Source organism: Paenibacillus sp. JNUCC 35, assembly GCF_058269095.1.
On the sequence record NZ_CM177771.1, the window covers coordinates 3,434,826 to 3,458,422 of the forward strand.

Below are 23,597 nucleotides of genomic sequence, written 5' to 3' on the forward strand. Positions count from 1 at the left end.
AAGTTCTTAATTGTTTCTTAAAATGTCGTCCGCGGGCTGAAGACCCTTGCCCGTTTCCGGCAGAGTCAGGTAAAAAGCGGTCCGTACGCCCGGCTCGCTGTCCGCTCCCAACGTTCCTCCATGCTTCTCGGCGAGAGCTTTCGCAATCGCCAGCCCCAGACCGCTCCCGCCGCCGGCCCGGCTTCTCGACGCATCCGTCCTGTACATCCGTTCAAAGACGAGGCCGCGCTCCTCTGCGGGAATACCCGCTCCGTTGTCCCAGACCGTCAGGCAGTACTTCCCCTGCGCGCAGGATAGTTCCAGGCCCAGCTTATTCCCGTCCGCTCCGTGCTTGACGGCGTTTTGAATCAAATTATTCAGCATCCGCAGAAGACTGACCCGGTCCGCGACAACGGGACAAGCTTCCTCGGGGAGCCGCAGAACCAGCTCCAGCCCCGCTTTATGCAGTTCCGGCAGGAACTCGATGACGGCTTCGCGTACGGCTTCGGCCAGATCAAGCCTGACGGGTTGAAGCCGGAGCTCATCCGCGTCCAGTTTGGCCAGCAGAAACACTTCGTCGATAAGCTTCTTCAAGGCCCCGGATTTACGGGCCAGCACATCCAGATACTGCCGCTTCTGTTCCTCGCTTCCCGCCACGCCGTCTCTCAAAGCGTCGATGTAGCCGATGATGGACGTCAGCGGAGTGCGGATATCGTGCGAAATATTCGAGAGGAACCTTTTGCGGCCCGTTTCGGTTTTTATCGTATAAACCTGGAGCTTGTCCAGCTGTCCGATCAATTCATTGACCGAGAAAATGACTTCGTTCAGAGCCGGATCGTCGTTCGCCAAAATCCGGGTGTTCACGTTGCCTTCAAGCGCCCTTGCCAATTGACGGTTAATGTCCCGGAGCCTGGCGGTATAACGGAATCTGGACATGAGCAGTCCCGCTGCGGACGCAAAAAGCGCGGCAAACAGCACCCCGCTCGTCAAGGCGCTCGGGGTGCCGACTGCCGTAAGCCCGGCAAGGGCCGCCAGTAAAATCAAATGGATCATGCCCAGCAGCTTAACGGGATCTCTTTTCATAGTCTCTCACCCGCGAATTTGTAGCCGATCCCCCAGACCGTTACGATTCTTTTCGGATCGGACGGATCTTCCTCGATTTTTTTCCGCAGCTTGCGGATATGGACCATGACGGTATTATCGTCTTCCAGATAATCGCTGTTCCAGACTTGGCGGAAAATCTGGGTTTTGGTGAAAACTTGTTCGGGGTTCGTCATAAAAAATTTCAGCAGCTCAAATTCTTTAGCCGTTAACGCGATCTCTTCTCCGTTTTTGGACAGCGTGAATGTCTTCGGGTCCAGCTTCAAGTCTCCGGAGGTCAGAGCCGTTTCCGCTGCCGGACTATTCTCGTTGTTTTCGCTGCCCAGCACTTTGTATCTCCGCAAATGCGCCTTGATCCTCGCGATCACCTCGTGAATACTGAACGGCTTGGTGATGTAATCGTCGGCTCCGATGCTTAGTCCGACCAATTTATCCACTTCCTGGTCTTTGGCCGTGAGCATCAGGATCGGCACGTTCGACGTCTGGCGAAGTCTTCTGCACACCTCGATCCCGTCTACTTTCGGCATCATCAGATCCAGCACGATTAAACTGTAATCGCGTTCCTCCGCAAGCCGCAGCGCTTCTTCGCCGTTATGCGCCGTGTCCGCCATGTATGTTTCTCTTTCCAGATACGTCTTCAGCAGCTCCCTGATTTCTTTCTCGTCGTCTGCAATAAGAATGTGAATTCCCGTCATCCGTGCACCTGCTCCGCAACAATTTTGCCTCTTCTTGTACACTCAGTTTACCGAAATCTCCTTTAAAAGCCAATAAACCGGCAAACACGCATATCCGCAAAAAGAATCGCAAAAAGCCTTTTTCTCCGAAACTCCGGGAAGCGGGCGGCAGCGCACATCCTCACAAAGCCTCTCATCCCGCCGGAGGCGGGAAAAGAGGCTCGTGCGGATACACTCGATTATGGCTGGGAATCCAGGGCATCACGCAGTCCGTCCCCGACAAAGTTTATGCTCAGAACGACCAGCAGAATCATCGCACCCGGCGGAATCCAGAGCCAGGGCTGTTCCGTCAGCACGGTCAGGGACTGGGCGTCCGTGAGCATATTGCCCCAGCTGGCGGTCGGCGGCTGGACGCCCATGCCCAGGAAGCTGAGTCCCGCCTCGCTCATAATGGCGGAAGCAACGCCGAACGTAGCTTGGACGATAACGGGGCCGGCCGCGTTCGGAAGGATATGCTGCAGCAGGATACGGGGTGTGCCGTAGCCCAGGGCTATGCCCGCTCTGACATAATCGAGCCGCTTGATCGTCAGAACGCTTCCCCTGACCAGACGGGCGACGCCCGGCCACGAAAACAAAGCCAGAACCAGAATGATCGTACGCATGTCCGAGCCCAGTACGGCAACGACAACCAGGATGACCATAAGAAACGGAAACGCCAAGAACATGTCCGTTATCCGCATGATCACCATATCCAGCCAGCCTCCGAAGTAACCCGAAACCAGACCGACCAGCGTCCCGAATGTCACATACAGAAATACCGAAGCGAAACCGACGATCAGTGAAACGCGGGTCGCATAAACCAATCGGCTGAATACATCGCGGCCGACTTGATCCGTACCCAGCCAATGCTCCGCGGAAGGAGCAGCCGAGAAAACGCCCGTCACTTCCTTCGGATCATACGGGACGATAACCGGAGCAAGCAGAGCCGCGGCAATCAGCAGCAGAGTCACGACAGATCCGGCTGCGGCCAGCTTATGCCGTCTGAACTTCCGTAAAGCTTGCCGCCACGGCCGCGGCGAATCGGACTCGGCTTCCGTCTCTGCCGTGCCGCTGCGGAAATTCGTTTCGCCCAGTTTCCATTCGGTCAGCGCCACAACTTCCACCTCCTATCCATTGTAACGAATGCGCGGATCCGCTGCGGAGTACAGAAGATCGGTCAACAAATTCGTTGCCAGAACGATACAAGCCGCCGCCAGATTCAGCCCCATGAGAGTGGGATAATCCCTGGAAAGTATCGATTGAATGGTCAACTGGCCGATCCCCGGCCACTGGAAAATTTGCTCGATCAGAATGCTTCCACCGAGCAGAAGAGGAATTTCCATCGCGATGACGGTAATCATCGGGATCAGCGCGTTCCGGAGCGCATGCTTGTTCGTGACGATAAAAGGATGCAGCCCTTTGGCCCGGGCGGTCCGCAAATAATCCTGCTTCAGCACGTCAAGCATACTCGCCCTCACGTACCGGACCTTCTTGCCGGCGATGAAAACGCCGAGCACAAAGACCGGAAGAATCATATGACGGATCAGATCCCAGACGCCTCCGCCGGTTCCCAACGTGTACATTCCGCCCGTCGGCAAAATTCTTAACTGGACGGCAAAAATATAAATCAGGCTGAGTCCGAAAAAAAACTGCGGGATCGAGGTCCCGATAAAGGACAGACCCGTCATGACATAATCAAACTTCGTATTTTGTCGGACCGCGCTAATAATGCCGACGGGAACGGCGATCAGCAGGCCGAGAACCAGCGATGCCGCCGCAAGCCCCAGCGTAGGCCCCAGTCTTTCGGCGATCATAGTGCTTACGGGGGCATATGAGCTGAACGAATAGCCCAGTTCTCCGTGCAGCAGGCCGCCGAGCCACTTGACATACTGCATCCACAGAGGATCGTTAAGGCCCAGCAGTTCTTTGCGCGCGTCCAGCAGCTCCTTGGGCATCGTCGGATCGATTAACATGTCGACCGGGTTGCCCGGAGCCATGTTGATCAGGAAGAAATTAATGACCGTGATGCCGAATAATACGGGAACCGCAATCAGAATCCGCCGGATCGTATACGGAAGCATAAGCGAGGCTCCCTCCTTTCTCTTGCCGCCAGCTCGTTATCCTCTTATTTCAAAACAGGTGATCTGCCGTTTCATCGAGCGGAAAATGACAGGCGGCGGCATGAGACTCGGCGCCCAGCGGCGGCTCGGCCGTTCTGCACAAGTCCCGGACATACGGGCAGCGCGTATGAAACCGGCAGCCGGACGGCGGATGTTCCGGACTCGGCACATCGCCGCGGATCAAGATCCGGCCCGCCGAACGCGCTTCCGGGTCCGGCGGCGGATAAGCATTCAGCAAAATCCGGGTATACGGATGCTTCGGATTCCGGAACAGCTCCTCTTTGCTTCCGATTTCAACGATTTTACCCAGATACATGACCGCGATCCGGGTGCTGATGTACTTGACCGCCCCTATCCCGTGAGCGATGAACAAATAGGTCAGCTTCAATTCCTTCTGCAGATCGCCGAGCAGATTCAGAATCTGGGCCTGGATCGACACGTCGAGTGCGGAAACCGGCTCATCGCACACGATCAGTTCCGGTTCAAACGAAATCGCTCTGGCGATGCCGATTCTCTGCCGCTGCCCTCCCGAGAACTCATGCGGGAACCGGTTTCCCGAACCGCGGGGAAGCCCTACCAGTTCCAGAAGACGGCCGACGCGCGCCGGAATGTCTTTTTTATCCGCAAGCTTGTGGGCGATAAACGGCTCGGACAGCAGCTCGCTTACTCTTTTGCGGGGATTCAGGGAGGAGTACGGGTCTTGGAAAATAATTTGCAGCCGCGTCCTTACCGGCTTTAATTGCCTTCGGGTCTTGGTCGTAATATCCTCGTCCCGAAAAAGTATCCGCCCGGAAGTCGGGTTTTCCAGCCGCACGATGGAACGGCCGATCGTCGATTTGCCGCAGCCGGATTCTCCCACAAGACCCAGCGTCTCCCCTTTGCGGATAGTCAGGCTTACATCGTCCACCGCCCGGACGTAGCCTGTCGTACGCGAGAAAACGCCGCTTTTGACGGGATAGTACGTTTTAAGATGCTCGACCTTAAGGAGAGGCACATCGTCCGCAGCAGTTACTTCAGGCCGGCCGCTCATAAGGCAGCCTCCTTGCGGACCGGCTTTTCGGGCAGCCTGCCCTCCACCTGGGAGACCCAGCATCGGACCCGGCGGCCTCCCTCCAGAGCGGTCAGTTCCGGCTGCTCTTGCGTGCAAACGGCGGAAGCCCACGCACACCGGGCATGAAACCGGCAGCCTTCCGGCATGCGGTTCAGGGAGGGCACCGTCCCCGGGATCGCCTCCAGTTGTCCGCCTTCTCCGCTAATTCTGGGCATGGAATTGAGCAGCCCTCTTGTGTACGGATGCAGCGGCTCTCGGAACAGCGTAAAAACATCCGCCTCCTCCACAATTTGGCCCGCATACATCACCACCACCCGGTCCGCCATCTCGGCGACGACACCCAGATCGTGCGTGATCAGCAGGATGGCGGCCCCGCTCTCTTCGCGAAGCTGCTTCATCAGCTCCAGAATTTGAGCCTGGATGGTCACATCCAGCGCCGTAGTCGGCTCGTCGGCGATCAGCAGCTTCGGCTTGCAGGCGAGCGCCATCGCAATCATGACCCTCTGGCGCATGCCGCCGGACAATGCGTGAGGGTACGATTTCATCAGGACTTCGGCGCGGGGAAGTCCTACTTTTCCGAGCATTTCAATGGCATAGGCCCGCGCTTCTTTGCGGGAGAAATCCATATGCCGCCGGATGACCTCCAGAAGCTGTTCTCCGATCGTAAAAACCGGATTAAGCGAACTCATCGGCTCCTGGAAAATCATCGACATGTCCCGTCCCCGGAGCTGTCTCAGCTCCGGATCCGACGACAGCGCCAAGTTGCTTCCCTGGAAAAGGATGTCCCCTTTCTCGATGCGGCCGCTTCTGCCCAGCAGTCTCATGACCGAAAGGGCCGTCACGCTTTTGCCGCTGCCGGACTCGCCGACAATCCCGACCGTTTCGCCGGGCAGAAGCTGAAAACTGACTTCATCTACGGCCGTTACTTCTTCTTGTCCCGTCTTGAAAACGGTCTGAAGACGGTGGATTTCCAGCACGGGCAGCATACATTCACCTCTCCTCGGATATAATTTGCAGTTCCCGCCCCGCGAGCCCGCCATGCGCGATGAGGCGCCTCATGGTGAATCATCCGCATGGGGTATAGCCGTGCGAAGCGTCCGACAGGCACCGGAGTATTCAGACTAGCACCGGCGCTTTAACGTCACCGGGTATGGCAGGCACATACCTGCGGCCGTTCGTGGCGCGCAGGAACTCCGCCCTGGCCTCGGCCAGCAGCACCCCGCCGTCCGTCAGCAGCTCGTAGGCCGCAAGCGCCAGGAGCTTGGACGCAAGGTGCATGCCTTTGAGGCCGATCGGCGAGCCGAAGGACGCCGTCGCCTGCCACGTATGCACCTGCACGCCAAACGGCGCGCACGTGGTGATGATCTGCCCGACCGGAGTAATCCACGAGACGTCGCCGACGTCCGTCGAGCCTCCGCCGAAGGTTTTGGGCGCCGGCTTCACGTTCACGAAACCGGCCGGCAGCAGTTCCCCGGCGGGAAGTCCGAGCTCTTCCCGCCGCCTCAGTGCCGACTCCCGGAGGTCCGGAGGCAGCGTATCCACGAGGGCGGAAGCCAGACGGATATCTTCGTCCGTGAACGAAAGCGGGCCCGCCTCATCCTTCTGTCGGTAAAGCAGGTCGTTGAGCGTATGGTTGACGTTCAGATCGTAGGCGCCCGCCTTAATCTCCCACGTCACCTCGGTTTCCGTCATCAGAGCGGCTCCGCGGGCGATGTTCTGCAAACGCCGGAGCAGCTCGTCGACGTGATCCCGGCTGGAGCCCCGCAGGAAATACCAGACACTCGCGTCTTCCGGCACGATATTCGGAGCCTGCCCGCCGTTCGTGATCGTGTACTGAATCCGCGAACCGTCCACCACGTGCTCCCGCAAATAATTGGCGCCGACGTTCGTCAGCTCCACGGCATCCAGCGCGCTGCGGCCCAAATGCGGGAAGCTTCCCGCATGGGACGCCCGGCCTTTGAAAGAAAACTCCACGGACGTAAGAGCCGACGTCGGCACGTTCCACGGCATGTTGGAGCTGCCGGGATGCCACGTGAGCGCCGTATCGAGGTCATCGAATACGCCTTCCCGGGCCATAAACGTTTTGCCCGAGATGACCTCTTCGGCCGGGCAGCCATAATACCGGATCGTACCCGGGAGCTTCTCTTCGCGGATGCGGCGGCTCAAAGCAACGGCGGCGGCCACACCGGCCGTGCCGAGCAGGTTATGTCCGCATCCGTGTCCGGGTCCGCCCGGAACGAGGGCTTCCCGTTCGGCGCTCACCTTCTGCGACAAGCCGGGCAGCGCGTCGTATTCCCCGAGGATGCCGATGACGGGTTTTCCGCTGCCGAACTCGGCAACGAACGCCGTGGCGGCGCCCCCGATACCGGAGCGGAGCGCGAATCCGGCTTCCTGCAGCACGGCGGCTTGCAGCTTCGAGGCGTACGCCTCCGTATAAGCGACTTCAGGTTGTTCCCAGATCCTCAGCGCAAGCTCTTCGAATTTTTCCTCATGGCCGTCCAGCCACTCCACCAAGTGCCGCTTTCCCATAGCCCTCACGCCTTTCTATTTTTTCAAATCCCACTCGTTCGAATTGTTGTACATCCCGATATCGCGGGGTTTTCCGACGAGAACGTCTTTGGATACGGCAAGCAGACGCTTCTCCGAGTAAACCGCGAGCGTAGGCACATCCTCATGGATGACCGCCTGCAGCTCGTTGTAGATCTGCCGCCGCTTCGCCGGATCGGACTCCGTCTCCCCTTTCGTAATCAGTTCATCCACCTTCGGATTTTTGTAGCTGTAGTAATTGCTTGAGCTGTCACTTTTGTACAAAGTGAAATACGAGCTCGGTTCAATATAAAAGTCCCGGTTGAAAATAGTAAGATCAAACTCTTTTTTGCGCACCTTCTGGATCAGCGTGGCAAAATCATACTTCTGAACCTGAACCTTCAAACCGACGGCCTGCAAATTCTGGACAAGAATATCCGCCGCCTGCTCGCGCACTTTATTGCCCACCGGAATCAGGAATTGGATAGGCTTGTTCGTGTCCCATTTCGCCTCCTGGAGCAGCTTTTTCGCCTTTTCCGGATCGTAGGGGTATGGCTGGATGTCTTTATTGAAATTGGGATGATAGCTCGGAATGCCGCCGTCAATCACTTCGCCCTGGCCTTTCAGAAGCTGATCGACAATAAGCTTGCGGTTGATCGCGTAAGCGAAGGCCTGGCGCACGCGGGAATCGCCGATATTGGCCGTGTTGAAGAAGAGTTCGGGCGGAATGGAAGGATTGCTCGTCGTAAGTTCCACGTTCGGCAGCGCCTTTACTTTCTCGTATTCCGTGATCGGAATGAGACCGACAGGCAGCGAATTCATATGAATTTCGCCCGTTTGCAGCTGTGCCACCAGATTGGCCGCCGGAAGCACTTTAATAAAGATTTTGTCGAGCTTGGCCGGCGGCAAATAATAGTTCGGGTTTTTGACCACCTCGGTATACTGGCCTTTTACGAAGTTGGCGAATTTGAACGCCCCGATCGTTACTTCGGGTTTCTGGAAGTAGGGGTGAGTCGCGATCTGTTCGGGGGGAACGTCTTTCAGGATGTGCTTCGGCAGGAAAAATACTTTCGTTCCGAACCGTTCTTTGAAAAGAAGTGGATCGACCGGTGTCTTCGTCCGCACTTCGAATGTGTGATCGTCCACGATTTTGAGGCCGCTGATTTCCGTTTTTCCTTCCTCCAGCTTACCCGCATTGTTCAGTCCTTCGATAAAATTCAGCTTAAAGTACGTCTCGACTTTCGGGTGCAGGGCGGTCTGGAGCGTAAAAGCGACATCGGCCGTCGTAAAAGGTTTACCGTCATTCCATTTCGCAGATGGATTCAGCTTCACGACGAAGGTCTGGTTGTCTTTCGTCTCGACGGACTCCGCTAGCTTCGGAGTAAATTCAAATTTCTCGTTCAGATTCAGCAGCGAATCGTTGAGGAGCGCGATCACATTGTCCGAGGCGGAGTCGCCCTGGTCGTTAATCTGGCTGAGCGTAATCGGTGCGTTCACAATGCCGATGTACACGGTCTTTTCGCCGGAGTTCGCTCCTTTGCCGGGCTCTCCCCCTGGATTCGGCGACGAGGCCGGAGAGGCGGCAGGCGCCCCGCAGGCCGATAAGCCGGTCATGAAAGCGGCCAGTACAATCAGCCAAGTAACCCGATGTCTTTTTTTCACCGTAACATTCCTCCACTTCAAATTTTCTTTAGATTCCCCGGAAAAGAAAACCGCTCTGCTCCCGTCTCGCCGGACGAATGAACGGGGTCTTCACGGTCCGTGCCGGACCCGCTCCGAAGGTTTTTGATCATGAAAACCAGTTGGTCGTCGGTCCCGAGATCCCTCTCGTAGAAGGGCTGGTAGCCTTTCCGCTCGTAAAAGGGAAGAAGCCACGGATGCTTACGTGAAGTAGCCAGCGTCGAAGCGGGCGACAAAAGCGTATCCCGCACGATTTCTTCCTCCACGTAACGGAGCAGGCGGCTGCCCACCCCTCGGGACTGCTCCGCCGGGTGAACGGCAAACATAAACAAGAACGGATACACGGATACTTCTTCCATGTATTTCAGCGAAAGGGTTGCGCTTATCCGTCCGCCGCGCTCCAGAACGTAGCACGCGTTTTCCTCGCTGTTTGTCCGAACGAACTCGTAATCCGCCCGGGTCGCCCTGAAGTCGATGTTCAGGTCCCGGATCGCTTGATAAGCCCCCTCGATAAGCGTTAACAGCTGTCCGGTGTCGCTTTCCTCCGCCAGCCGGAAAATGTCTCTCATTGTCGTCACCTCGCCTTCAGAACCTGCAGCAGCAGACCGTTTTACAGCGGATAATGGCAGGCCGCCGTATGTCCCGGGCCTACCTCTATCCATTCGGGCTGAACCTCCCGGCACAGCGCCGTTGCCGCCGGACAGCGCGTGTGGAACCGGCAGCCGGATGGCGGGTTGGCTGGGGACGGAATTTCGCCCGCGAGCCGGATCCTCTCCGGTGAGCCGCTGCGGTCGCGCCTCGGGACGGATGCCAGCAGAGCGGCCGTGTAAGGATGGGCCGGATGGCGGAACAACTCGTCGCTCGGAGCCGTTTCCACAAGCTTGCCGAGGTACATCACGCCGATGCGGTCGGACATATGCCGGACCGCATGAAGACCGTGCCCGATAAACAGATACGTGAGATTCTCCCTCTCCCGGAGTTCCTGAAGCAGATTCAGAATTTGGGCCTGCACCGATACGTCCAGAGCCGATACGGCCTCATCGGCCAGAATAAACCGAGGCTGCAGAGCCATCGCTCTGGCAATGCCGATCCTTTGACGCTGTCCCCCCGAAAATTCATGGGGATACCGTTCGCCTGCCGAAGGGGGCAGCCCGACCGAAACCAGCAGCTCCGAGACTTTCTCCCTGCGCTCCTTCCCCTGGTGCGTCCCGTGAACCGCCAAAGGTTCGCCGATACACTGCCCCACTGTCCAGCGCGGATTGAGCGAGCCGTACGGGTCCTGGAAAATGACCTGCATCTGCTTTCTCGCCTTCCGCAGCTCCAAGGCAGACATGGCGGAAAGCTCCTTGCCGGCAAAAAGAACTTCGCCTTCCGTAGGCGGCTCCAGATGAAGCAGCGTCCGGCCGAGGGTTGACTTGCCGCTGCCGGATTCGCCGACCAAACCGAACGTCTCTCCTTCCCGGATCGTGAAGGTGACGTCGTCGACGGCATAGATCGACCCTTTGGGCCGGCGGAGAAACCCGCCTCCGAGCCGGTATGTTTTCCGCAAGCCGTGGACGGAAAACAGCGGCGTCCGATCGCCGGAGATTTCGCCTGCGGTGTTTTCCTCCGGCGGAGCGGAAACGGCGGCGTCGGGCCGGATCACGGCGGGCGTGAACTCCACACGCCCCCGGACGACGTCCGCCGAGGCTTCCGCCGCCTGCGCATCCTCCTTCTGCCGGAGTTCCCCGGCAAGCCAGCACGCCGCCTCGCGTCCCGCGATCTCTTCCGGAGGCGGTGCGGCCTGCGCGCACCTCTGGACGGCATGCGGGCAGCGGGGGTGAAAGCGGCAGCCGGTCGGCGGCTCGGCCAGCGAGGGAATGCTTCCTTCAATGGAAGGAAGCCGGGAGCCCCTTGGCGTCTCCAAACCCGTGACGGAGCCGATGAGCCCCTTGGTGTATGGATGCAGCGGGGTCCGAAACAATGCATCCGCCTCACCGATCTCGACGATTCCGCCCGCATACAGGACGGCAACCCGGTCGGCGATCTCGGCCGCCACGCCCAGATCATGCGTGACGAACAGGATCGACATGCCGTATTCCTTCTGGATCTCCTTCAGAAGGGTCAAGATTTGCGACTGGATCGTTACGTCCAGTGCCGTTGTCGGCTCGTCGGCAATGAGCAGATCAGGAGCGCAGGACAGCGCCATTGCGATCATCGCCCTTTGGAGCATTCCCCCGGACAGCTCGCCCGGGTACTGCTTCATCCGCAGGCCGGGCTCCGGAATGCCGACTTTGCCGAGCAGACGGGCTGCGTGCTCCCGCGCCTCCTTATAGGAGACGCGGTTATGCCGAAGATACGCCTCGGCGATTTGCTTTCCGACCGGAAAAAGCGGATCAAACGCCGCCATCGGCTCCTGGAAAACCATCGCGGCCTTCCTTCCGCGGATTGCGCCCATCTGCTTCTGCGGACGCCGGGTTACGTCTTCCTGTCCCAGCCGGATGGTGCCATGCGTAATGCGCCCCCCTTCAAACTCCACCAGACGGAGGATCGCTTTGGACAAAATCGTTTTGCCGCTGCCGGATTCCCCGACCAGACAGAGCGTCTCGCCGGGCCTGATATGCAGGCTGACTTCCGATAGTGCCGTCAGGCTTTCGTTTTCTTTGGTAAATTCCACCCTCAACCGGTCAATTTCCAGAATCGGCTTTGCCATGATCGTCCCCTCCCCCCTCCGGGTTTTTCTCCCGTTCATTTTGCATGCCGCTTGGGATCGAGGGCGTCCCTCCAGCGGTCTCCCACCAGATTGACGGCCAGCACCAGGAGTGTAATCGCGAGTCCCGGAAAAGTCGCATTCCACCAGGCGACGGTCAAATAACCTCTGCCCTGCGAAAGAAGCGTTCCCCAGTCCGGAATCTCCTTAAGCACGCCCAGCCCCAGGAAACTAAGCGCAGAGCCGACCAGGATGGACGATCCGATTCCTATCGTCGCCATGACGAGCAGCGGAGAAAAGACGTGAGGAAGCACATGCTTCACGAAAATATGACCTTCGCCCGCGCCGATCGACCGGGATGCAGCGATGTAGGGACGGCTTTTGATGCTGATCACCTGACTGCGGACAACCCGGGCAAATCTGGGCACCAGCGACACGCTGACGGCCAGCACAATGTTGAGCAGGCTCGGCCCCAAGGCGGCCGCAATGGCCAGTGACAGCAGCAAACTCGGTATGGCCATGAGCACGTCAATGATCCGCATGAGCATTCCGTCCGCGAAGCCTCCGATGTAACCGGCCAGACTGCCGATCAGCATGCCTGCGGCCCCTCCGATGAGAACGGAGCCTGCGCCGATCAGAAGTGAATCTCTGGCCCCGTATATGAGAAGGCTGAGCATATCCCTTCCATAGTAATCCGTCCCGAACCAGTGGGCGGCGCCCGGCTTCTGGAGCAGGGCGTCCGCATTCATTTCCGCCGGCGGATAAGGTGCCAGCCATTGCGGAACGACTGCACTGAGCGCAATCGCCGAGACGATTAAGAGCGCCGCATAATACGGAAGATCCCCTTGGCGCAAAAAGCCCGGCATTCTCCGTCTTTGTTTCGGTTCCCGGCTCCGCTCCCGGGTGAGCTGTTCCGGCATGTAGTTTACTTCGGCTGCGGTTTTCATACCTCTCCCCCCTTTTCACGCGTCTCTTTGTCGGCCGCCTGCATCAGACAGCCCTTCTCACTCTGGGATCGATGAAAGCATAGGACAAGTCCACCAGCACATTTACAAGGACATACACGATTGCGGTAAAGAAAACGACGCCTTGTACAACCGGAAGATCTTTGGACAGGATGGCTCCCGCCAGCAGCCTGCCGATTCCCTGTCTGGAAAAGACCGTTTCGATCACGACGGCCCCGGCCATGAGTTCTCCGATCTGGATACCGATCATGGTAAGAGCCGGAATGAGGGCGCTGCGCAGCGCATGCCGGTACATGACGACTCTTTCGCTAAGCCCTTTGGAACGCAGAGTGGTAATAAACGGTTCATTCATAACCTCAAGCATGGAACTCCGTACCATGCGCACGATAAAACCCGATCCCACAAGTCCAAGCGCAGCCGCCGGCAGAACAAGCGACTCCCACCCTTCCGATCCTACGGCCGGAAACCAGTTCAACCGGACGGAGAAAACGAGGATCAGAAGGATGCCCGACCAGAAGGTCGGCATGGAAATTCCGAACAACGACACGATGCGGGCCAGGAAATCAATGAAGCTGTTGCGGTGAACCGCCGAAAGCACGCCGAGCCAGATTCCCGTCACAACCGCCAGGAAAGTACCCGCTGCGGTAAGCAGCGCCGTTGCGGGAAACTGCTCCAAAATTTTGGGGAGCACCGGGTCGTCGTTAACGAGAGATTTCCCGAAATCCCCCCGCAGCAAATTTTCCGCATAGACGAGAAATTGCCGGATCACGGGCTGATCCAAGCCCAGCTGATGCCGCAGATTCGCTGCCGTCTCCGCAGAAGCGGACGTCCCGGCCAGCATCATCACCACCGGATCTCCCGGGAGCAGGTACAGAATAAAGAAGACGAGAACCGAAGCGCCTCCTATGACAAGCAGCGAAGAGACCAGTCTTCTTGCGATGGCGTAAATCAACCCGGTTTCCCCCCGTCACGATTTTTTCAGGCTTACATCGTAAAACAACGGATATCCCAGCGAATCGAATTTAAGTCCGCTCACGTTTTTCCCGGCTGCGACGGTATACGGAAATACGTACACGGGGAATCCGTAAGCATTTTGGATCAGATACGATTGAACCTGCTTGTAAATCTCCGCCCGCTTCTTGGGATCCTGCTCTCTAAGCCCCTCTTCCAGCCAGGCATCCAGCTTGGGATCGGATTTGTGGGTGTGGTTGTGCCCCCACTTCCCGTCTTTCGGAATGGCATTCGTGTGAAAAAAACTCCGCAAAATGTCCGGGTCGCCCGAAACATTACTGACGCCGACCAGATCATTCGTCCCCTTGACCATAAGAGCTGTCGTCGTATCGGCCAAAATTTCCACTTCCACGGCGATTCCGGCTTTTTTCAGCTGCTGCTGGATCATCGCCGCAATGTCGTTGCGCTTCTCCCTGTTCGGCGATGCGTCGATGTAACGGATCGTCAGCTTCTTGCCGTTTTTCTCACGGATTCCGTCCGCCCCCTTAATCCAGCCCAGTCCGTCAAACAGGCGGCCCGCTTCGTCCGGATCGGGTTTGAGCGCCCCTTCCAAGGAGGGATTGTAGCCAAGCACGGACGGAGTCAGCGGAGACCAGGCTCTCGTATACGCGCCCAGATACAGCGTTTTGACGATGGCATCGAAGTCGATCGACAGCTGGACGGCCTTGCGGGCCTCCAGCTCGTTCCAAGGTGCATGATCCTGATTGAGCATCAGCGTGTAGGGAATGCCCGTAGACTCCGCCTGGAAAAGCTGCACGTTCGGGTCTTTCTTCAAAGAGATGAAATTCTGGGGAGGCACCGTCTCTCCGGCCGAAACCTGCCCGCTTTGAACGCTGCCGATCCGGGTCGCCTCTTCGGGAATAATTTTGAATACGAGCTTGTCTATGTACGGTGCGCCTTTATTGGCCGCCAGTTCCGGCGCCCATTTGTAGTCGGGATTGCGCTGCAGCGTGACGGCCGAATTCTCGGTCCAGCTCACGAATTTGAATGGGCCGGTGCCTACGGGGTTTTTGGTAAGCTGGTCCTTGTATTTCTCGGCAGCCGCCGGTGAAACGATTCCGAGAAAAGCCTGGCTGAGTGAACTCAGAAACGCGCTGTAAGGCGATTTCAGCCGCACCTTTACGGTGTATTCGTCAACCGCTTCGGACGATTCATAAGGACCCAGCAGGGTGACGGCGAACCTGGATTTGGTAGCCGGATTCACGATCCGGTCGAAATTCGCTTTAACGGCAGCCGCATTAAAGGGCGTTCCGTCATGGAACTTAACGTCCTTGCGCAGCTTGAACGTATACGCTTTTCCGTCGGGTGAAACCGTCCATTCCTCGGCGAGCCACGGTTTGATGGACTGATCGGGCAGCTGGACGACAAGACTGTCGTAAATGGAGCGCATAACCCGGTAATCGAGTGCGGCGGGCACCACGTTAGGATCGAGTCCGGACGGCGATCCGGCGAGCGCGTACGTAAACGTGCCGCCTTGAACGGCGGACGGCTGCCCGGCTGCTCCGTTTTCAGAGGCCGGAGGGATTGCGCTTCCGGTATTCCCCGCGTTTCCCCCGCAGCCGGACACGATCGCGAGAATAAGTACAGCCAAAACTGCCTTGTGAAAATTACGTCTGGATGAAATCATAAGTCCTCTCCATTTCATTAAGTTTAAGTCGCACTCTGCCGCCTCTCCCGGTGCCGGCTTATCCTGTCCCACAAAAAAAGGAGACACAGCTTCCCTCCGGGAAAGACCGTATCTCCAGTGACCTGGTCGATATCTGATTAAACCGATAATATTAGTATGTTATGATTATAGCCATCCCTCTTACTTCTGTCAATCCTTGGAAATCAAGACGTGTAAATAAAAAAATGGGACACTTCCTTTCGGAAGCATCCCGATCAAATCGGCTGTTACCCGGCTGCCTGCTCGGCTTCCTCCACCGGCTTGAAGCGTTCTTTGCCGAAGAACACGTGAAACAGAATACAAATCACGGTATAAACGACGGCTGTAATGCTGAAAGCGTAGGCATAGCCGTAGTAAGAACCGTACGTCGCCACAAGTCCCATGCTGACCGGAGAGGCCAGAAACCAGCCCAGATTGAACATCGCTTCCCCGGAGCTGGACGCAAGTCCCCGCATCGATCGGTCGACATACTTCATTTTGATCGTGCTGTAAAAAGGATTCGCCGCATTCATAAGCGCCTGTCTGAACAAGTATCCTACGCTGGCCAGTGTAAAATTAGACGAGTACGCCGTAATCAGCAGAAAAGGAATCGAGCTCAACTGGAGCAGGACGACCGCTCTCGCTTCGCCGATTTTGCGCGCAATGGCGGGGCCGAGCAGAAAAGCAAGCGCGGTAGCCCCTTGACCCAGCGACACGATGAAGCCGATCATCGTTTTGGAAGCATCGAACCTGTCCTCGAAATACACGTTCAAATAAGGCACGATCATCCCGCCCGCCGTCGATGACAGCAGACTCAGAAACGCAAACAGCCCGATAATCTGCAGCGAAGACTTGTGCCTGGATGCCGTTTGCCGCCAGCCGGGTTTAGGACCGGCCCCTTTATCCTCCCTTTCGTCTTTTTCTCCGGAAGCTTCCGATGTATACAAGAGCACGGGAATGAGTCCGAGCGCCATCGTCCCGACGCCGATCAGCAAAGTCGTTCTCAAGCTGAGCACTTCCGAGATGCCGAAGGCAAACTGGAACATGTCCGTCAAAACGCCGCCCAGCATATTTCCCGCCACGCTTGCGAACATACTTAGCGCCATGTTGAAGCTGAACAAGTGAACCCGCTGCCGGGGTGTCGAATTGTTGGCCATAAAAGGAATAATCGTAGCCGATACGACCGCCTGCGACATTCCGCCGAGAAACGAAGTAACGAGCAGGGCGTTTTTAAATTCGAAAAGAGAGCGGGCCGTGAGTGCCAGCAGCACAAAAAAGAGACCGGCGGATACGATCCGCTTGGGCCCGAATCTGTCGTTCATTATTCCCGCCGGGATTAATATGATTGCGGATGCTATGGCCGTCATCCCGACCAACTGTCCAACCATCGTCTGATCGTAGCCAAGAGCGCGGACGTACAAATTGTACACGAGCCCGAACATGCCGAGACCCGTATTCCACACGAAAATAAACACGAAAAAAAGACGAATGTTCCGGCTGTATTGGAGCAGTTGGGTTTTCCATTCGTTTAGAAAGTTCGTCATGCTCCTAGCATAACTCATTTCTCTGGTAAGCGGTATCTTTTTTCATCCGGCGGTGAATAAAAGGTTTCTTTCAAAAGATAAGTCCGCCCGGTTTCTTTCTCCGTCTTTGGATGCTACAATTTCTCTTAAATGCCGGGCGCAAATCGTCCATGGAGCAAGGAGATTGTGAAACGTATGATCCAATACCAGAGCGGACATGTCACTGTCTTTCAAAGCGCGATATACAAAACAACCTCGACCGTAATCGTGACAGATGATCTCGTCTTGATCGCCGATCCGAACTGGCTGCCTCAGGAGATCGAAGAAATCCGGCAGCATGTCGAAGCCGTGCGGGGCGACCGGCCGGTTTACGTGCTGTTTACCCACGGCGATTTCGACCATATCATCGGATATAAGGCGTTCCCGGGGGCTGTCACGATCGGAAGCGAAGGACTGCTGAACCACCCGGACAAAGAAAAAAAGCTGGCCCTCATCACTTCGTTCGATGCCGGCCACTATATCGACCGAGGCTATCCCGTGGAGTTCCCGCATGTTGATATCGCAGCGGCCGGAAACGGCCAAGTGTTCCAGCTCGGAGAAACCCGCCTGACTTTCTATCTCGCACCCGGTCATACGGCTGACGGGCTGATGACCGTGGTCGAGCCGTTAGGCGTACTGATCGCCGGGGATTATTTGTCGGACTTCGAGCTGCCCTTCATTTATGACAGCGCCAAAGCATATGAGCGGACATTGGACACTGTCCGGCACATTTACGGCGCCCATAACTTGGAGCTGCTTGTCCCCGGACACGGGCAGGCGACCGGAGACGTCCGCGAAATGGAGCGCCGGCTGGAGCTCGCGGACCGGTACCTCGCAAGCCTGATCGGGGCCGTTCAGGCTGACGACGGCGACGCTCTGCTGGCGCTCCGGGACGCGCACGCTTACCGCTCCGCCTTTACGGACGGCTGCCACGACGAGAACGTCCGGATCGTCCGGAGGGAGTACGCCGGCGGCTAGCGCGGACGACAAAAAGACCTTTCATGCCGCTGAGCGACTGAAAGGTCTTTTTGCATTCGCGCTCACGCGATCCCGCTCAAGACTGGATCTTCTCTTCCCGGCCGGCTTTGGCGAAGCCCTGGCTGCGCGAGACGATCCAGATCTGCCCGAGCAGCGCCACCGCAATCAGCGCGCCTGCCGCGATCGGCAGCTGGCCGGGTGCCAGCCCCGCGAGCAGAACCGCGCCGCCAAGGGCGGAGCCTACCGCGCTGCCGAGATAATTCGCGGAGCTGTTCAGCGCCACGGCGGCCGGCCCGTGTTCAGGCTGAAGGACGAGGAGCACATGCTGCTGCGGAGCCTGAGAAGCCCAGCCGGTCGCCCCCCACACGACGAAGGCCACGAAAGCGGCAAGCGTGTAGTGAATCCCGACCGGAAGGACGAAGACTGCCAGCGCCATCAGCGCCAGAATCACGGTCATCAGCAGCCCGGGGCGGCCCGTACGGTCAATGAGCGTCCCGATGGAAAAGCTGCCGATGACTCCGCCGATTCCCCACGCCCACAAGTACGGCGTGATAGCCTGGATGTCAGCCAGATCCTGCAGGACGGACGCCACGTACGTGTACAGCCCCAGACTGGCGACACTCGTAATAAATGTGATGCCGACAGTCGCGGCAACACGCCCGTTCGTCATCATGACAAGACGCTGACGCAGGGACGGCGGAGCCGCAGCCGGAAAGTTCGGAAACCAAGCGGTAATGCCGATTATCGCGATGACGCCGAGTGCCGTTACGGCCCAGAGCGTTCCCCGCCAGCCGATCTGTTCGGCAATGAGCAGCCCTACGGGGACCCCGATGACCGTCCCCATGCTCATTCCGCCCAGCGTCATGCCGAGCGCTCTCCCCCGTTTCTCGCTGGAAACGAGGGCCGCCGCAGCTGCCGCCGCCAGCGGCGAATACAGGCCCGCTCCGATCCCGGCAATCGCGCGGGAGAGCAGCAGAAGCGTATAGGTCGGCGCAAGAGCCGTTCCCGCGTTGGCCAGCGTGAACACGACGAGTGCCAGCAGGAGTATGCGCCTTACCGGCTTGCCGGCCAGTATCGTGGCGAATACCGGCGCCGCCAGTGCATAGCAGAGCGTAAACACGCTTACGGCCTGACCGGACTGCGATGCGCTGATGGCAAAGTCCGATCCGATTGCGGGAAGCAGACCCGCCACCACGTAGGCGTCAAAGCCCAATGCGAACATGCCGATGGTAAGCAGTAAAACTTTTTGCATGGAAATCTCCCTCGCTTATCTTGTTCGATGGTAGACCCGGAAGCTCAGCCGAGGCGTTCCCAGTTCGTTTCATCATTGAAAAACTCCCGTTCGGAGCCGACGACATACTGTACAGGGCCGATTGTCCTCGCGTCCGCGTCGATCGTATTGAGCAGCTTCTGGAGTTTCAGGGAGCTTGGCAAATCCGCGAAAGGCTGGGAAGGCTCCGCCCCTGAAGCGGCAAACCCCGCAGCATCGCCGACGAGCCGGATTAACTTGCGGATCGTGTTCAGCTCCGGACGGCTTTCGTCGATTTCCGTCTTGAGATCCACGATGACGCTTTCTCCAGTATTCGTTTTTTCCCAAATCCGCAAATAATCGATATCCCAGACCGGCGTGTCAAAAATCATTGTCGCGAAAATCAGCTTATTCGCCGGCGAGGCGAAGACAAGATCAACCTCCCGCTTGCGGAGAATATTGACGAAGCTGCTGTAACCCGTCACGACGGCTCCCGCCAGATTGGCGGTTATCGCCGCACTGTCCAGCACAGCCGTTCCGGAAATGGAGAAATCGGAGCGGATGCCCTGCAGATCCTTCAACTCCAGCTCCGCATCTCCGCCGCTCACCCACTGCACGAGATCGAGCGGATGAATAATCTCGCTGATCACCCCGCTTGTCGGCCTGTGGTCGTTAATCCGGTCCTTTCCCCAGTAAAAGTTGGCGCGTACGAGACGCAAATTATGATCCTTCACATACTGCTTCAATGTGATCGAGGCATCCGAGTACCGCTCCACTAGGTCCAGAGCGAATCCCGAGGTGTGCTCCAAGCTGGCCTCCACCTCTTTGAGATCGTCCTGAGGGTGCACCAGAGGTTTTTCGCAAATAACGAATCCGCGGTAGCCCCGGAGCTGTTTGATTACCTCGATATGATATTCGTCGTTTACGCTTACGACGACTACGGCAGGCTCGAATTCTTTCAGTGCCGTCTCTATGTCGGAAAAATACCGGTAGCCGTTCGATTTCGGGCTGCGGTTCACATAAGCGATCTCAACGGGTTCATTTCCCGTCACCGCCGGGTCCAGATTGGAGAAGGCTTGCGAGAAGCGGGTTCCCGCATAGCCCAGTCCGATAATTAGTACGTTCATACGCGTCCTCCCGGAAATCATTAAAATTCTTTGATCAGAAGATCTTCCCCCGATTCCGAAAAGCCCAAATTCTCATACAGCCGCTTGGCGGAGGGGGTCGTCTGGAGCGTTACCTTTCCTACTTCGTTGGCACGGAACCAGGATAAAACATAATTCATAATCCCTTCGCCCAGTCCTTGGCGCCGCTTGTCCGGATGAACGACCACAGTTTGAATCCAGCCGACTTTACCGTTCAGACAGCCTTTCATCGGCGCCCGGTCGTCGATAATGCCGATAGCGCAGGCGCAAATTCGTTCTTCGTCGTCCAGACTCGCCGCCGCCACGAGTATGCGGTCGTTTTCCTTCAGATTGGCTCGAAGCCAATTCCGGTACTCCGACTGCCAGGCGAGGTCTTCTTCGGCGGAGCGGGAGACATAATGCCCCTCGCCCCGGCTTAGCAAAATTTTACGGAGCTCCACAAGCTCACCTATATCTTCCAACGAAGCCCTTCTTATCCGCAGGGTCAGACTCGTATTCATGCCGATTCACTCCCGTTTCTTCTGTTGGCAGGCTGACGGAACCGACCTTTCAACCGGAAGATCGGGTCAGGCTTTCAAAGCCAGCGTTTTGATATCGAAATACTCGAACACTTCGGTTAAGGCGTTTACGAGTTCGTAAATGTGCTCTTCCGTATGATTCGGAGTCACATTCACCCGGAACCGCTCCGTACCGACCGGCACTGTCGGCGAGTTGATCGGCTGCAGGTAAACATGATGCTTCTCCAGCAGTCTGCGCGCAGCCAGCTTGCATTTCTTCGCCTCCCCGACCAGAACGGGAAGAATATGCGTCTCGCTGGATTCCATCACCGGAATGCCGGCCTCGGCCAGCGCATTGCGCAGCAGGGCCGTCTTGGCGTGAAGTGCGCCGCGCTCCGCATCCGAATGTTTCAAATGCTCCACACTGGCGTAGCAGGCCGCTACTACGGCCGGAGGCAGGGACGTTGTGAAAATGAAGCCCGAGGCGAAGGAGCGCACACTGTCGATCAGCGGTGCCGAACCCGTTATGTAGCCTCCGATAATCCCGATGCCCTTGGCCATCGTTCCCTGGATAAAATCGATGGAGTCCGCTACGCCGAGCTGGGCCGCGATTCCCGCGCCGCGCGGTCCGTACATCCCGATGGCATGTACCTCGTCGAGGAACGTGAGGGCCTTGTATTGTTTCGCTAACCGCACGATTTCACGGATCGGCGCGATATCCCCGTCCATCGAGTACACCGATTCGAACACGATGATTTTAGCCCGGTCGGTCGGCTGGGCGGCCAGCAGTTCTTCCAGATGCTGCACGTCGTTGTGCCGGAAAACGGCTTTTTCCGTTTTGGAGCTGACAATTCCGTTAATGATGGAAGCATGATTCAAAGCGTCCGAGAAAATGATGCTGTCGGGAAAGATGCGCGCCAGGCACTGGAGCGTGGCGTCGTTGGAGCCGTAGCCCGTCGGGAATACGAGAGCCGCTTCTTTGCCGTGCCATTCCGCCAGCGAAGCTTCCAGCTCCGCGTAATAGTGGTGAGAACCTCCGATATTCCGGGAACCGCCGGAGCCGGCTCCGTACAATTCTATTGCCTTGTGCATCGCTTCGATAACAACTGGATGTTGAGACATACCGAGATAATCATTGCTGCACCATACGACCACCGGGTGATCTCCCTGGTTATCGACAAGAGCCATAGGGTATTTTGTCCGCAGCCGGTTAATGGTGACAAACTCGCGATATTGGCCGCTTTCTTTCAATTGGTTCAATTTGCTTTCAGCAATTTCCGTGTACATCTTTCATCCCTCCAGTTTCATGATTTGTATATTTTTATATCATGTGGATCTCCTATCCAATTAATAGTATAGGTTAACTCGGATATAACAATCAAGAGTTTTTTTGTAAATTTGTACAATTCTGTCAATTATATTTTCCACTCAAACTGCTTAGTCTGGAACAACATACGGAAACTATAATTATACAAAGGTTAATTCTCTGCTTCTTCCATCTTAACGTGACAAGATTACAGGAGCTTCTTCACGGAATTAACTTTTCGTTAATTTCCAAGATAACGGTTAATTTATGGCGATCCCGGCTCTTCTTCCGGTTCGGGGATCTTAACTAACGTCCGCTCTTCGGGCCTCGGGTGACTTACAACCCCTCGTATAAACCTTCCGGAGGAAAAACAAAAAAACACCGCCCTTCGGTGTTTTTTTGTTTTGACGATTTATAGAAGGCAAGCCGGAATGAACAGGAGCGTCATCCCTTTTGGCGGGTGAACTCGTGCAGCAGAAAGTCGTACAAGTTCTTTCCCGCTCGCTTTAGCGGCAGATCAGCCGATCTGCAAATCAGGCCGCACGTCATGTTAATTCCGCTGCCCTCCATGGGAAGCGCTAACGTGCCTTCCGGCAAGGGATCGAGCACCATCCTCGGGACAAGCGCTGCGCCGAGGCCTTCGGCGACATAATGTTTCAGCGCGGACATGCTGCCGATCTCCATCGTATCCGGCGGAAAGCTTCCCTCTTCCCGGAGCGCCGTCTCCAGCTTTCTGCGGTAAGGACACGACTGTGCCGTAATAAGCAGACGGGTTTCGCGAAGCTGACCCAGCGTCACCGAGTCCGATTCCGCCCGGGCCAGCGCGTGATCTTGAGGCACAAGCAGGAGAAACTCTTCCGTAAACAGAGGCTCGAAATGGAGCTGAGCAGCCGAATCCGGGAACGAGCCTAGGCCGAAGTCCAGCTCGCCTTTAAGGATTTTATCCGTCAAAACAGACGTCCCGGCTATCTCAACGGAGATTCGAATGTTCGGGTACACATCCGTAAAACGCCGGATCAGTCCGGGAAACTGGTGACTGGCCGTCGGCTCCGTAACCCCGACCCTTACATGCCCCGCCTCGCCCGATGCGAGATCACCCAGCGTTTTTTGCAACTGCTCCATGCTTTGCAGGATCGGAATGCTTTGTTCATAAAAGAGGCGGCCCGCTTCGGTTAACGCAATTTTTTTGCCGCGTTCGAACAAGAGCACGCCCAGATCACTTTCCAGCTTCTGAATCTGGGTAGTGACAGTAGACGGGGAATAAGACAGTTCTTCGGCCGCACGGGCAAAGTTTTCGTGTTCGACGATTTTTTGAAAGGACTTTAACGTTTTGAAATCCAACCGGCGTTCCTCCTTCCACCTCATTCAATTATTTTGAAC

General features: G+C 56.9%; 19 protein-coding genes and 1 pseudogene. 1 reads left to right on the forward strand and 19 read right to left on the reverse strand.

Annotation, left to right across the window (positions count from 1 at the left end; genetic code table 11):
• Positions 1 to 6: 6 nt before the first annotated feature.
• From AC2TF6_RS15580 to AC2TF6_RS15645, 14 genes are all read right to left on the reverse strand, one after another.
• Positions 7 to 1,062 carry a sensor histidine kinase gene (locus AC2TF6_RS15580; protein WP_491307524.1) on the reverse strand — a complete coding sequence of 352 codons (1,056 nt, stop codon included), beginning with the start codon at positions 1,060 to 1,062 and terminating at the stop codon, positions 7 to 9.
• On the reverse strand, positions 1,059 to 1,775 hold the full coding sequence (locus AC2TF6_RS15585) for a response regulator transcription factor (RefSeq protein ID WP_491307525.1): 717 nt from the start codon (positions 1,773 to 1,775) through the stop codon (positions 1,059 to 1,061). The genes AC2TF6_RS15580 and AC2TF6_RS15585 overlap by 4 nt, the downstream gene beginning before the upstream one ends.
• A gap of 218 nt (positions 1,776 to 1,993) precedes the next feature.
• Positions 1,994 to 2,908 carry an oligopeptide ABC transporter permease gene (gene opp4C / locus AC2TF6_RS15590; RefSeq protein ID WP_491307526.1) on the reverse strand — a complete coding sequence of 305 codons (915 nt, stop codon included), beginning with the start codon at positions 2,906 to 2,908 and terminating at the stop codon, positions 1,994 to 1,996.
• 12 nt (positions 2,909 to 2,920) lie between these two features.
• Positions 2,921 to 3,874 (reverse strand): ABC transporter permease, encoded by a 954-nt coding sequence (locus tag AC2TF6_RS15595; protein ID WP_491307527.1) that lies wholly within the window; start codon positions 3,872 to 3,874, stop codon positions 2,921 to 2,923.
• 49 nt (positions 3,875 to 3,923) lie between these two features.
• The gene (locus AC2TF6_RS15600) at positions 3,924 to 4,943 is read right to left on the reverse strand and encodes an ABC transporter ATP-binding protein (protein WP_491307528.1); all 1,020 of its coding nucleotides are present in this window, start codon (positions 4,941 to 4,943) and stop codon (positions 3,924 to 3,926) included.
• Complete coding sequence (locus tag AC2TF6_RS15605) at positions 4,940 to 5,950, reverse strand: ABC transporter ATP-binding protein (RefSeq protein WP_491307529.1); 1,011 nt, start codon at positions 5,948 to 5,950, stop codon at positions 4,940 to 4,942. Before AC2TF6_RS15605 ends, AC2TF6_RS15600 begins: the two co-directional genes overlap by 4 nt.
• 130 nt (positions 5,951 to 6,080) lie before the next feature.
• Positions 6,081 to 7,493: an amidohydrolase gene (locus AC2TF6_RS15610; RefSeq protein ID WP_491307530.1), complete on the reverse strand. Its 1,413-nt coding sequence runs from the start codon at positions 7,491 to 7,493 to the stop codon at positions 6,081 to 6,083.
• A 15-nt stretch (positions 7,494 to 7,508) separates the two neighbouring features.
• Positions 7,509 to 9,152 carry an ABC transporter substrate-binding protein gene (locus AC2TF6_RS15615; RefSeq protein ID WP_491307531.1) on the reverse strand — a complete coding sequence of 548 codons (1,644 nt, stop codon included), beginning with the start codon at positions 9,150 to 9,152 and terminating at the stop codon, positions 7,509 to 7,511.
• Positions 9,153 to 9,169: 17 nt separating this feature from the next.
• Positions 9,170 to 9,739, reverse strand: coding sequence for a GNAT family N-acetyltransferase (locus AC2TF6_RS15620; protein ID WP_491307532.1), 570 nt, complete (start codon positions 9,737 to 9,739; stop codon positions 9,170 to 9,172).
• 41 nt (positions 9,740 to 9,780) lie between these two features.
• Positions 9,781 to 11,862 carry an ABC transporter ATP-binding protein gene (locus AC2TF6_RS15625; protein ID WP_491307533.1) on the reverse strand — a complete coding sequence of 694 codons (2,082 nt, stop codon included), beginning with the start codon at positions 11,860 to 11,862 and terminating at the stop codon, positions 9,781 to 9,783.
• A 35-nt stretch (positions 11,863 to 11,897) separates the two neighbouring features.
• Positions 11,898 to 12,806: an ABC transporter permease gene (locus AC2TF6_RS15630; protein ID WP_491307534.1), complete on the reverse strand. Its 909-nt coding sequence runs from the start codon at positions 12,804 to 12,806 to the stop codon at positions 11,898 to 11,900.
• 43 nt (positions 12,807 to 12,849) lie between these two features.
• Complete coding sequence (locus AC2TF6_RS15635; protein ID WP_369996204.1) at positions 12,850 to 13,776, reverse strand: ABC transporter permease; 927 nt, start codon at positions 13,774 to 13,776, stop codon at positions 12,850 to 12,852.
• A gap of 15 nt (positions 13,777 to 13,791) precedes the next feature.
• Positions 13,792 to 15,462, reverse strand: coding sequence for an ABC transporter substrate-binding protein (locus AC2TF6_RS15640; RefSeq protein WP_491307535.1), 1,671 nt, complete (start codon positions 15,460 to 15,462; stop codon positions 13,792 to 13,794).
• 266 nt (positions 15,463 to 15,728) lie between these two features.
• The gene (locus tag AC2TF6_RS15645) at positions 15,729 to 17,024 is read right to left on the reverse strand and encodes an MFS transporter (protein ID WP_491307536.1); all 1,296 of its coding nucleotides are present in this window, start codon (positions 17,022 to 17,024) and stop codon (positions 15,729 to 15,731) included.
• A 174-nt stretch (positions 17,025 to 17,198) separates the two neighbouring features.
• Here AC2TF6_RS15645 and AC2TF6_RS15650 point away from each other — a divergent pair, with 174 nt between their 5' ends.
• A complete protein-coding gene (locus AC2TF6_RS15650) occupies positions 17,199 to 18,020 on the forward strand; it encodes an MBL fold metallo-hydrolase (protein ID WP_491307537.1) in 822 nt (273 codons plus the stop codon).
• A gap of 76 nt (positions 18,021 to 18,096) precedes the next feature.
• Here the strand turns inward: AC2TF6_RS15650 and AC2TF6_RS15655 are convergent, their stop codons facing one another.
• The 5 genes and pseudogenes from AC2TF6_RS15655 to AC2TF6_RS15675 all read right to left on the reverse strand — a co-directional run bounded on the left by AC2TF6_RS15655 (position 18,097) and on the right by AC2TF6_RS15675 (position 23,558).
• Positions 18,097 to 19,272 carry an MFS transporter gene (locus tag AC2TF6_RS15655; protein WP_491307538.1) on the reverse strand — a complete coding sequence of 392 codons (1,176 nt, stop codon included), beginning with the start codon at positions 19,270 to 19,272 and terminating at the stop codon, positions 18,097 to 18,099.
• Between the two features lie 860 nt (positions 19,273 to 20,132).
• Positions 20,133 to 20,417, reverse strand: a pseudogene (locus tag AC2TF6_RS15660) (Gfo/Idh/MocA family oxidoreductase); the annotation flags it as partial.
• Positions 20,417 to 20,914, reverse strand: a complete 498-nt coding sequence (locus tag AC2TF6_RS15665) for a GNAT family N-acetyltransferase (RefSeq protein WP_491307539.1) — start codon at positions 20,912 to 20,914, stop codon at positions 20,417 to 20,419. The gene AC2TF6_RS15665 and the pseudogene AC2TF6_RS15660, both read right to left, overlap by 1 nt.
• Positions 20,915 to 20,980: 66 nt before the next feature.
• A complete protein-coding gene (gene hemA, locus AC2TF6_RS15670) occupies positions 20,981 to 22,198 on the reverse strand; it encodes a 5-aminolevulinate synthase (RefSeq protein WP_491307540.1) in 1,218 nt (405 codons plus the stop codon).
• Positions 22,199 to 22,661: 463 nt separating this feature from the next.
• Entirely contained in the window at positions 22,662 to 23,558 is an 897-nt protein-coding gene (locus tag AC2TF6_RS15675) for a LysR family transcriptional regulator (RefSeq protein ID WP_491307541.1), read from the reverse strand.
• Positions 23,559 to 23,597: the final 39 nt, after the last annotated feature.

Coding starts and splice junctions, on each gene's coding strand:
- AC2TF6_RS15650 (WP_491307537.1), top strand. CDS start 17,199: ATGATCCAATACCAGAGCGGACATGTCACTGTCTTTCAAAGCGCGATA.
- AC2TF6_RS15665 (WP_491307539.1), bottom strand. CDS start 20,914: ATGAATACGAGTCTGACCCTGCGGATAAGAAGGGCTTCGTTGGAAGAT.
- AC2TF6_RS15585 (WP_491307525.1), bottom strand. CDS start 1,775: ATGACGGGAATTCACATTCTTATTGCAGACGACGAGAAAGAAATCAGG.
- AC2TF6_RS15595 (WP_491307527.1), bottom strand. CDS start 3,874: ATGCTTCCGTATACGATCCGGCGGATTCTGATTGCGGTTCCCGTATTA.
- hemA (WP_491307540.1), bottom strand. CDS start 22,198: ATGTACACGGAAATTGCTGAAAGCAAATTGAACCAATTGAAAGAAAGC.
- AC2TF6_RS15625 (WP_491307533.1), bottom strand. CDS start 11,862: ATGGCAAAGCCGATTCTGGAAATTGACCGGTTGAGGGTGGAATTTACC.
- AC2TF6_RS15610 (WP_491307530.1), bottom strand. CDS start 7,493: ATGGGAAAGCGGCACTTGGTGGAGTGGCTGGACGGCCATGAGGAAAAA.
- AC2TF6_RS15605 (WP_491307529.1), bottom strand. CDS start 5,950: ATGCTGCCCGTGCTGGAAATCCACCGTCTTCAGACCGTTTTCAAGACG.
- AC2TF6_RS15645 (WP_491307536.1), bottom strand. CDS start 17,024: ATGACGAACTTTCTAAACGAATGGAAAACCCAACTGCTCCAATACAGC.
- AC2TF6_RS15655 (WP_491307538.1), bottom strand. CDS start 19,272: ATGCAAAAAGTTTTACTGCTTACCATCGGCATGTTCGCATTGGGCTTT.
- AC2TF6_RS15640 (WP_491307535.1), bottom strand. CDS start 15,462: ATGATTTCATCCAGACGTAATTTTCACAAGGCAGTTTTGGCTGTACTT.
- AC2TF6_RS15620 (WP_491307532.1), bottom strand. CDS start 9,739: ATGAGAGACATTTTCCGGCTGGCGGAGGAAAGCGACACCGGACAGCTG.
- AC2TF6_RS15630 (WP_491307534.1), bottom strand. CDS start 12,806: ATGAAAACCGCAGCCGAAGTAAACTACATGCCGGAACAGCTCACCCGG.
- AC2TF6_RS15580 (WP_491307524.1), bottom strand. CDS start 1,062: ATGAAAAGAGATCCCGTTAAGCTGCTGGGCATGATCCATTTGATTTTA.
- AC2TF6_RS15600 (WP_491307528.1), bottom strand. CDS start 4,943: ATGAGCGGCCGGCCTGAAGTAACTGCTGCGGACGATGTGCCTCTCCTT.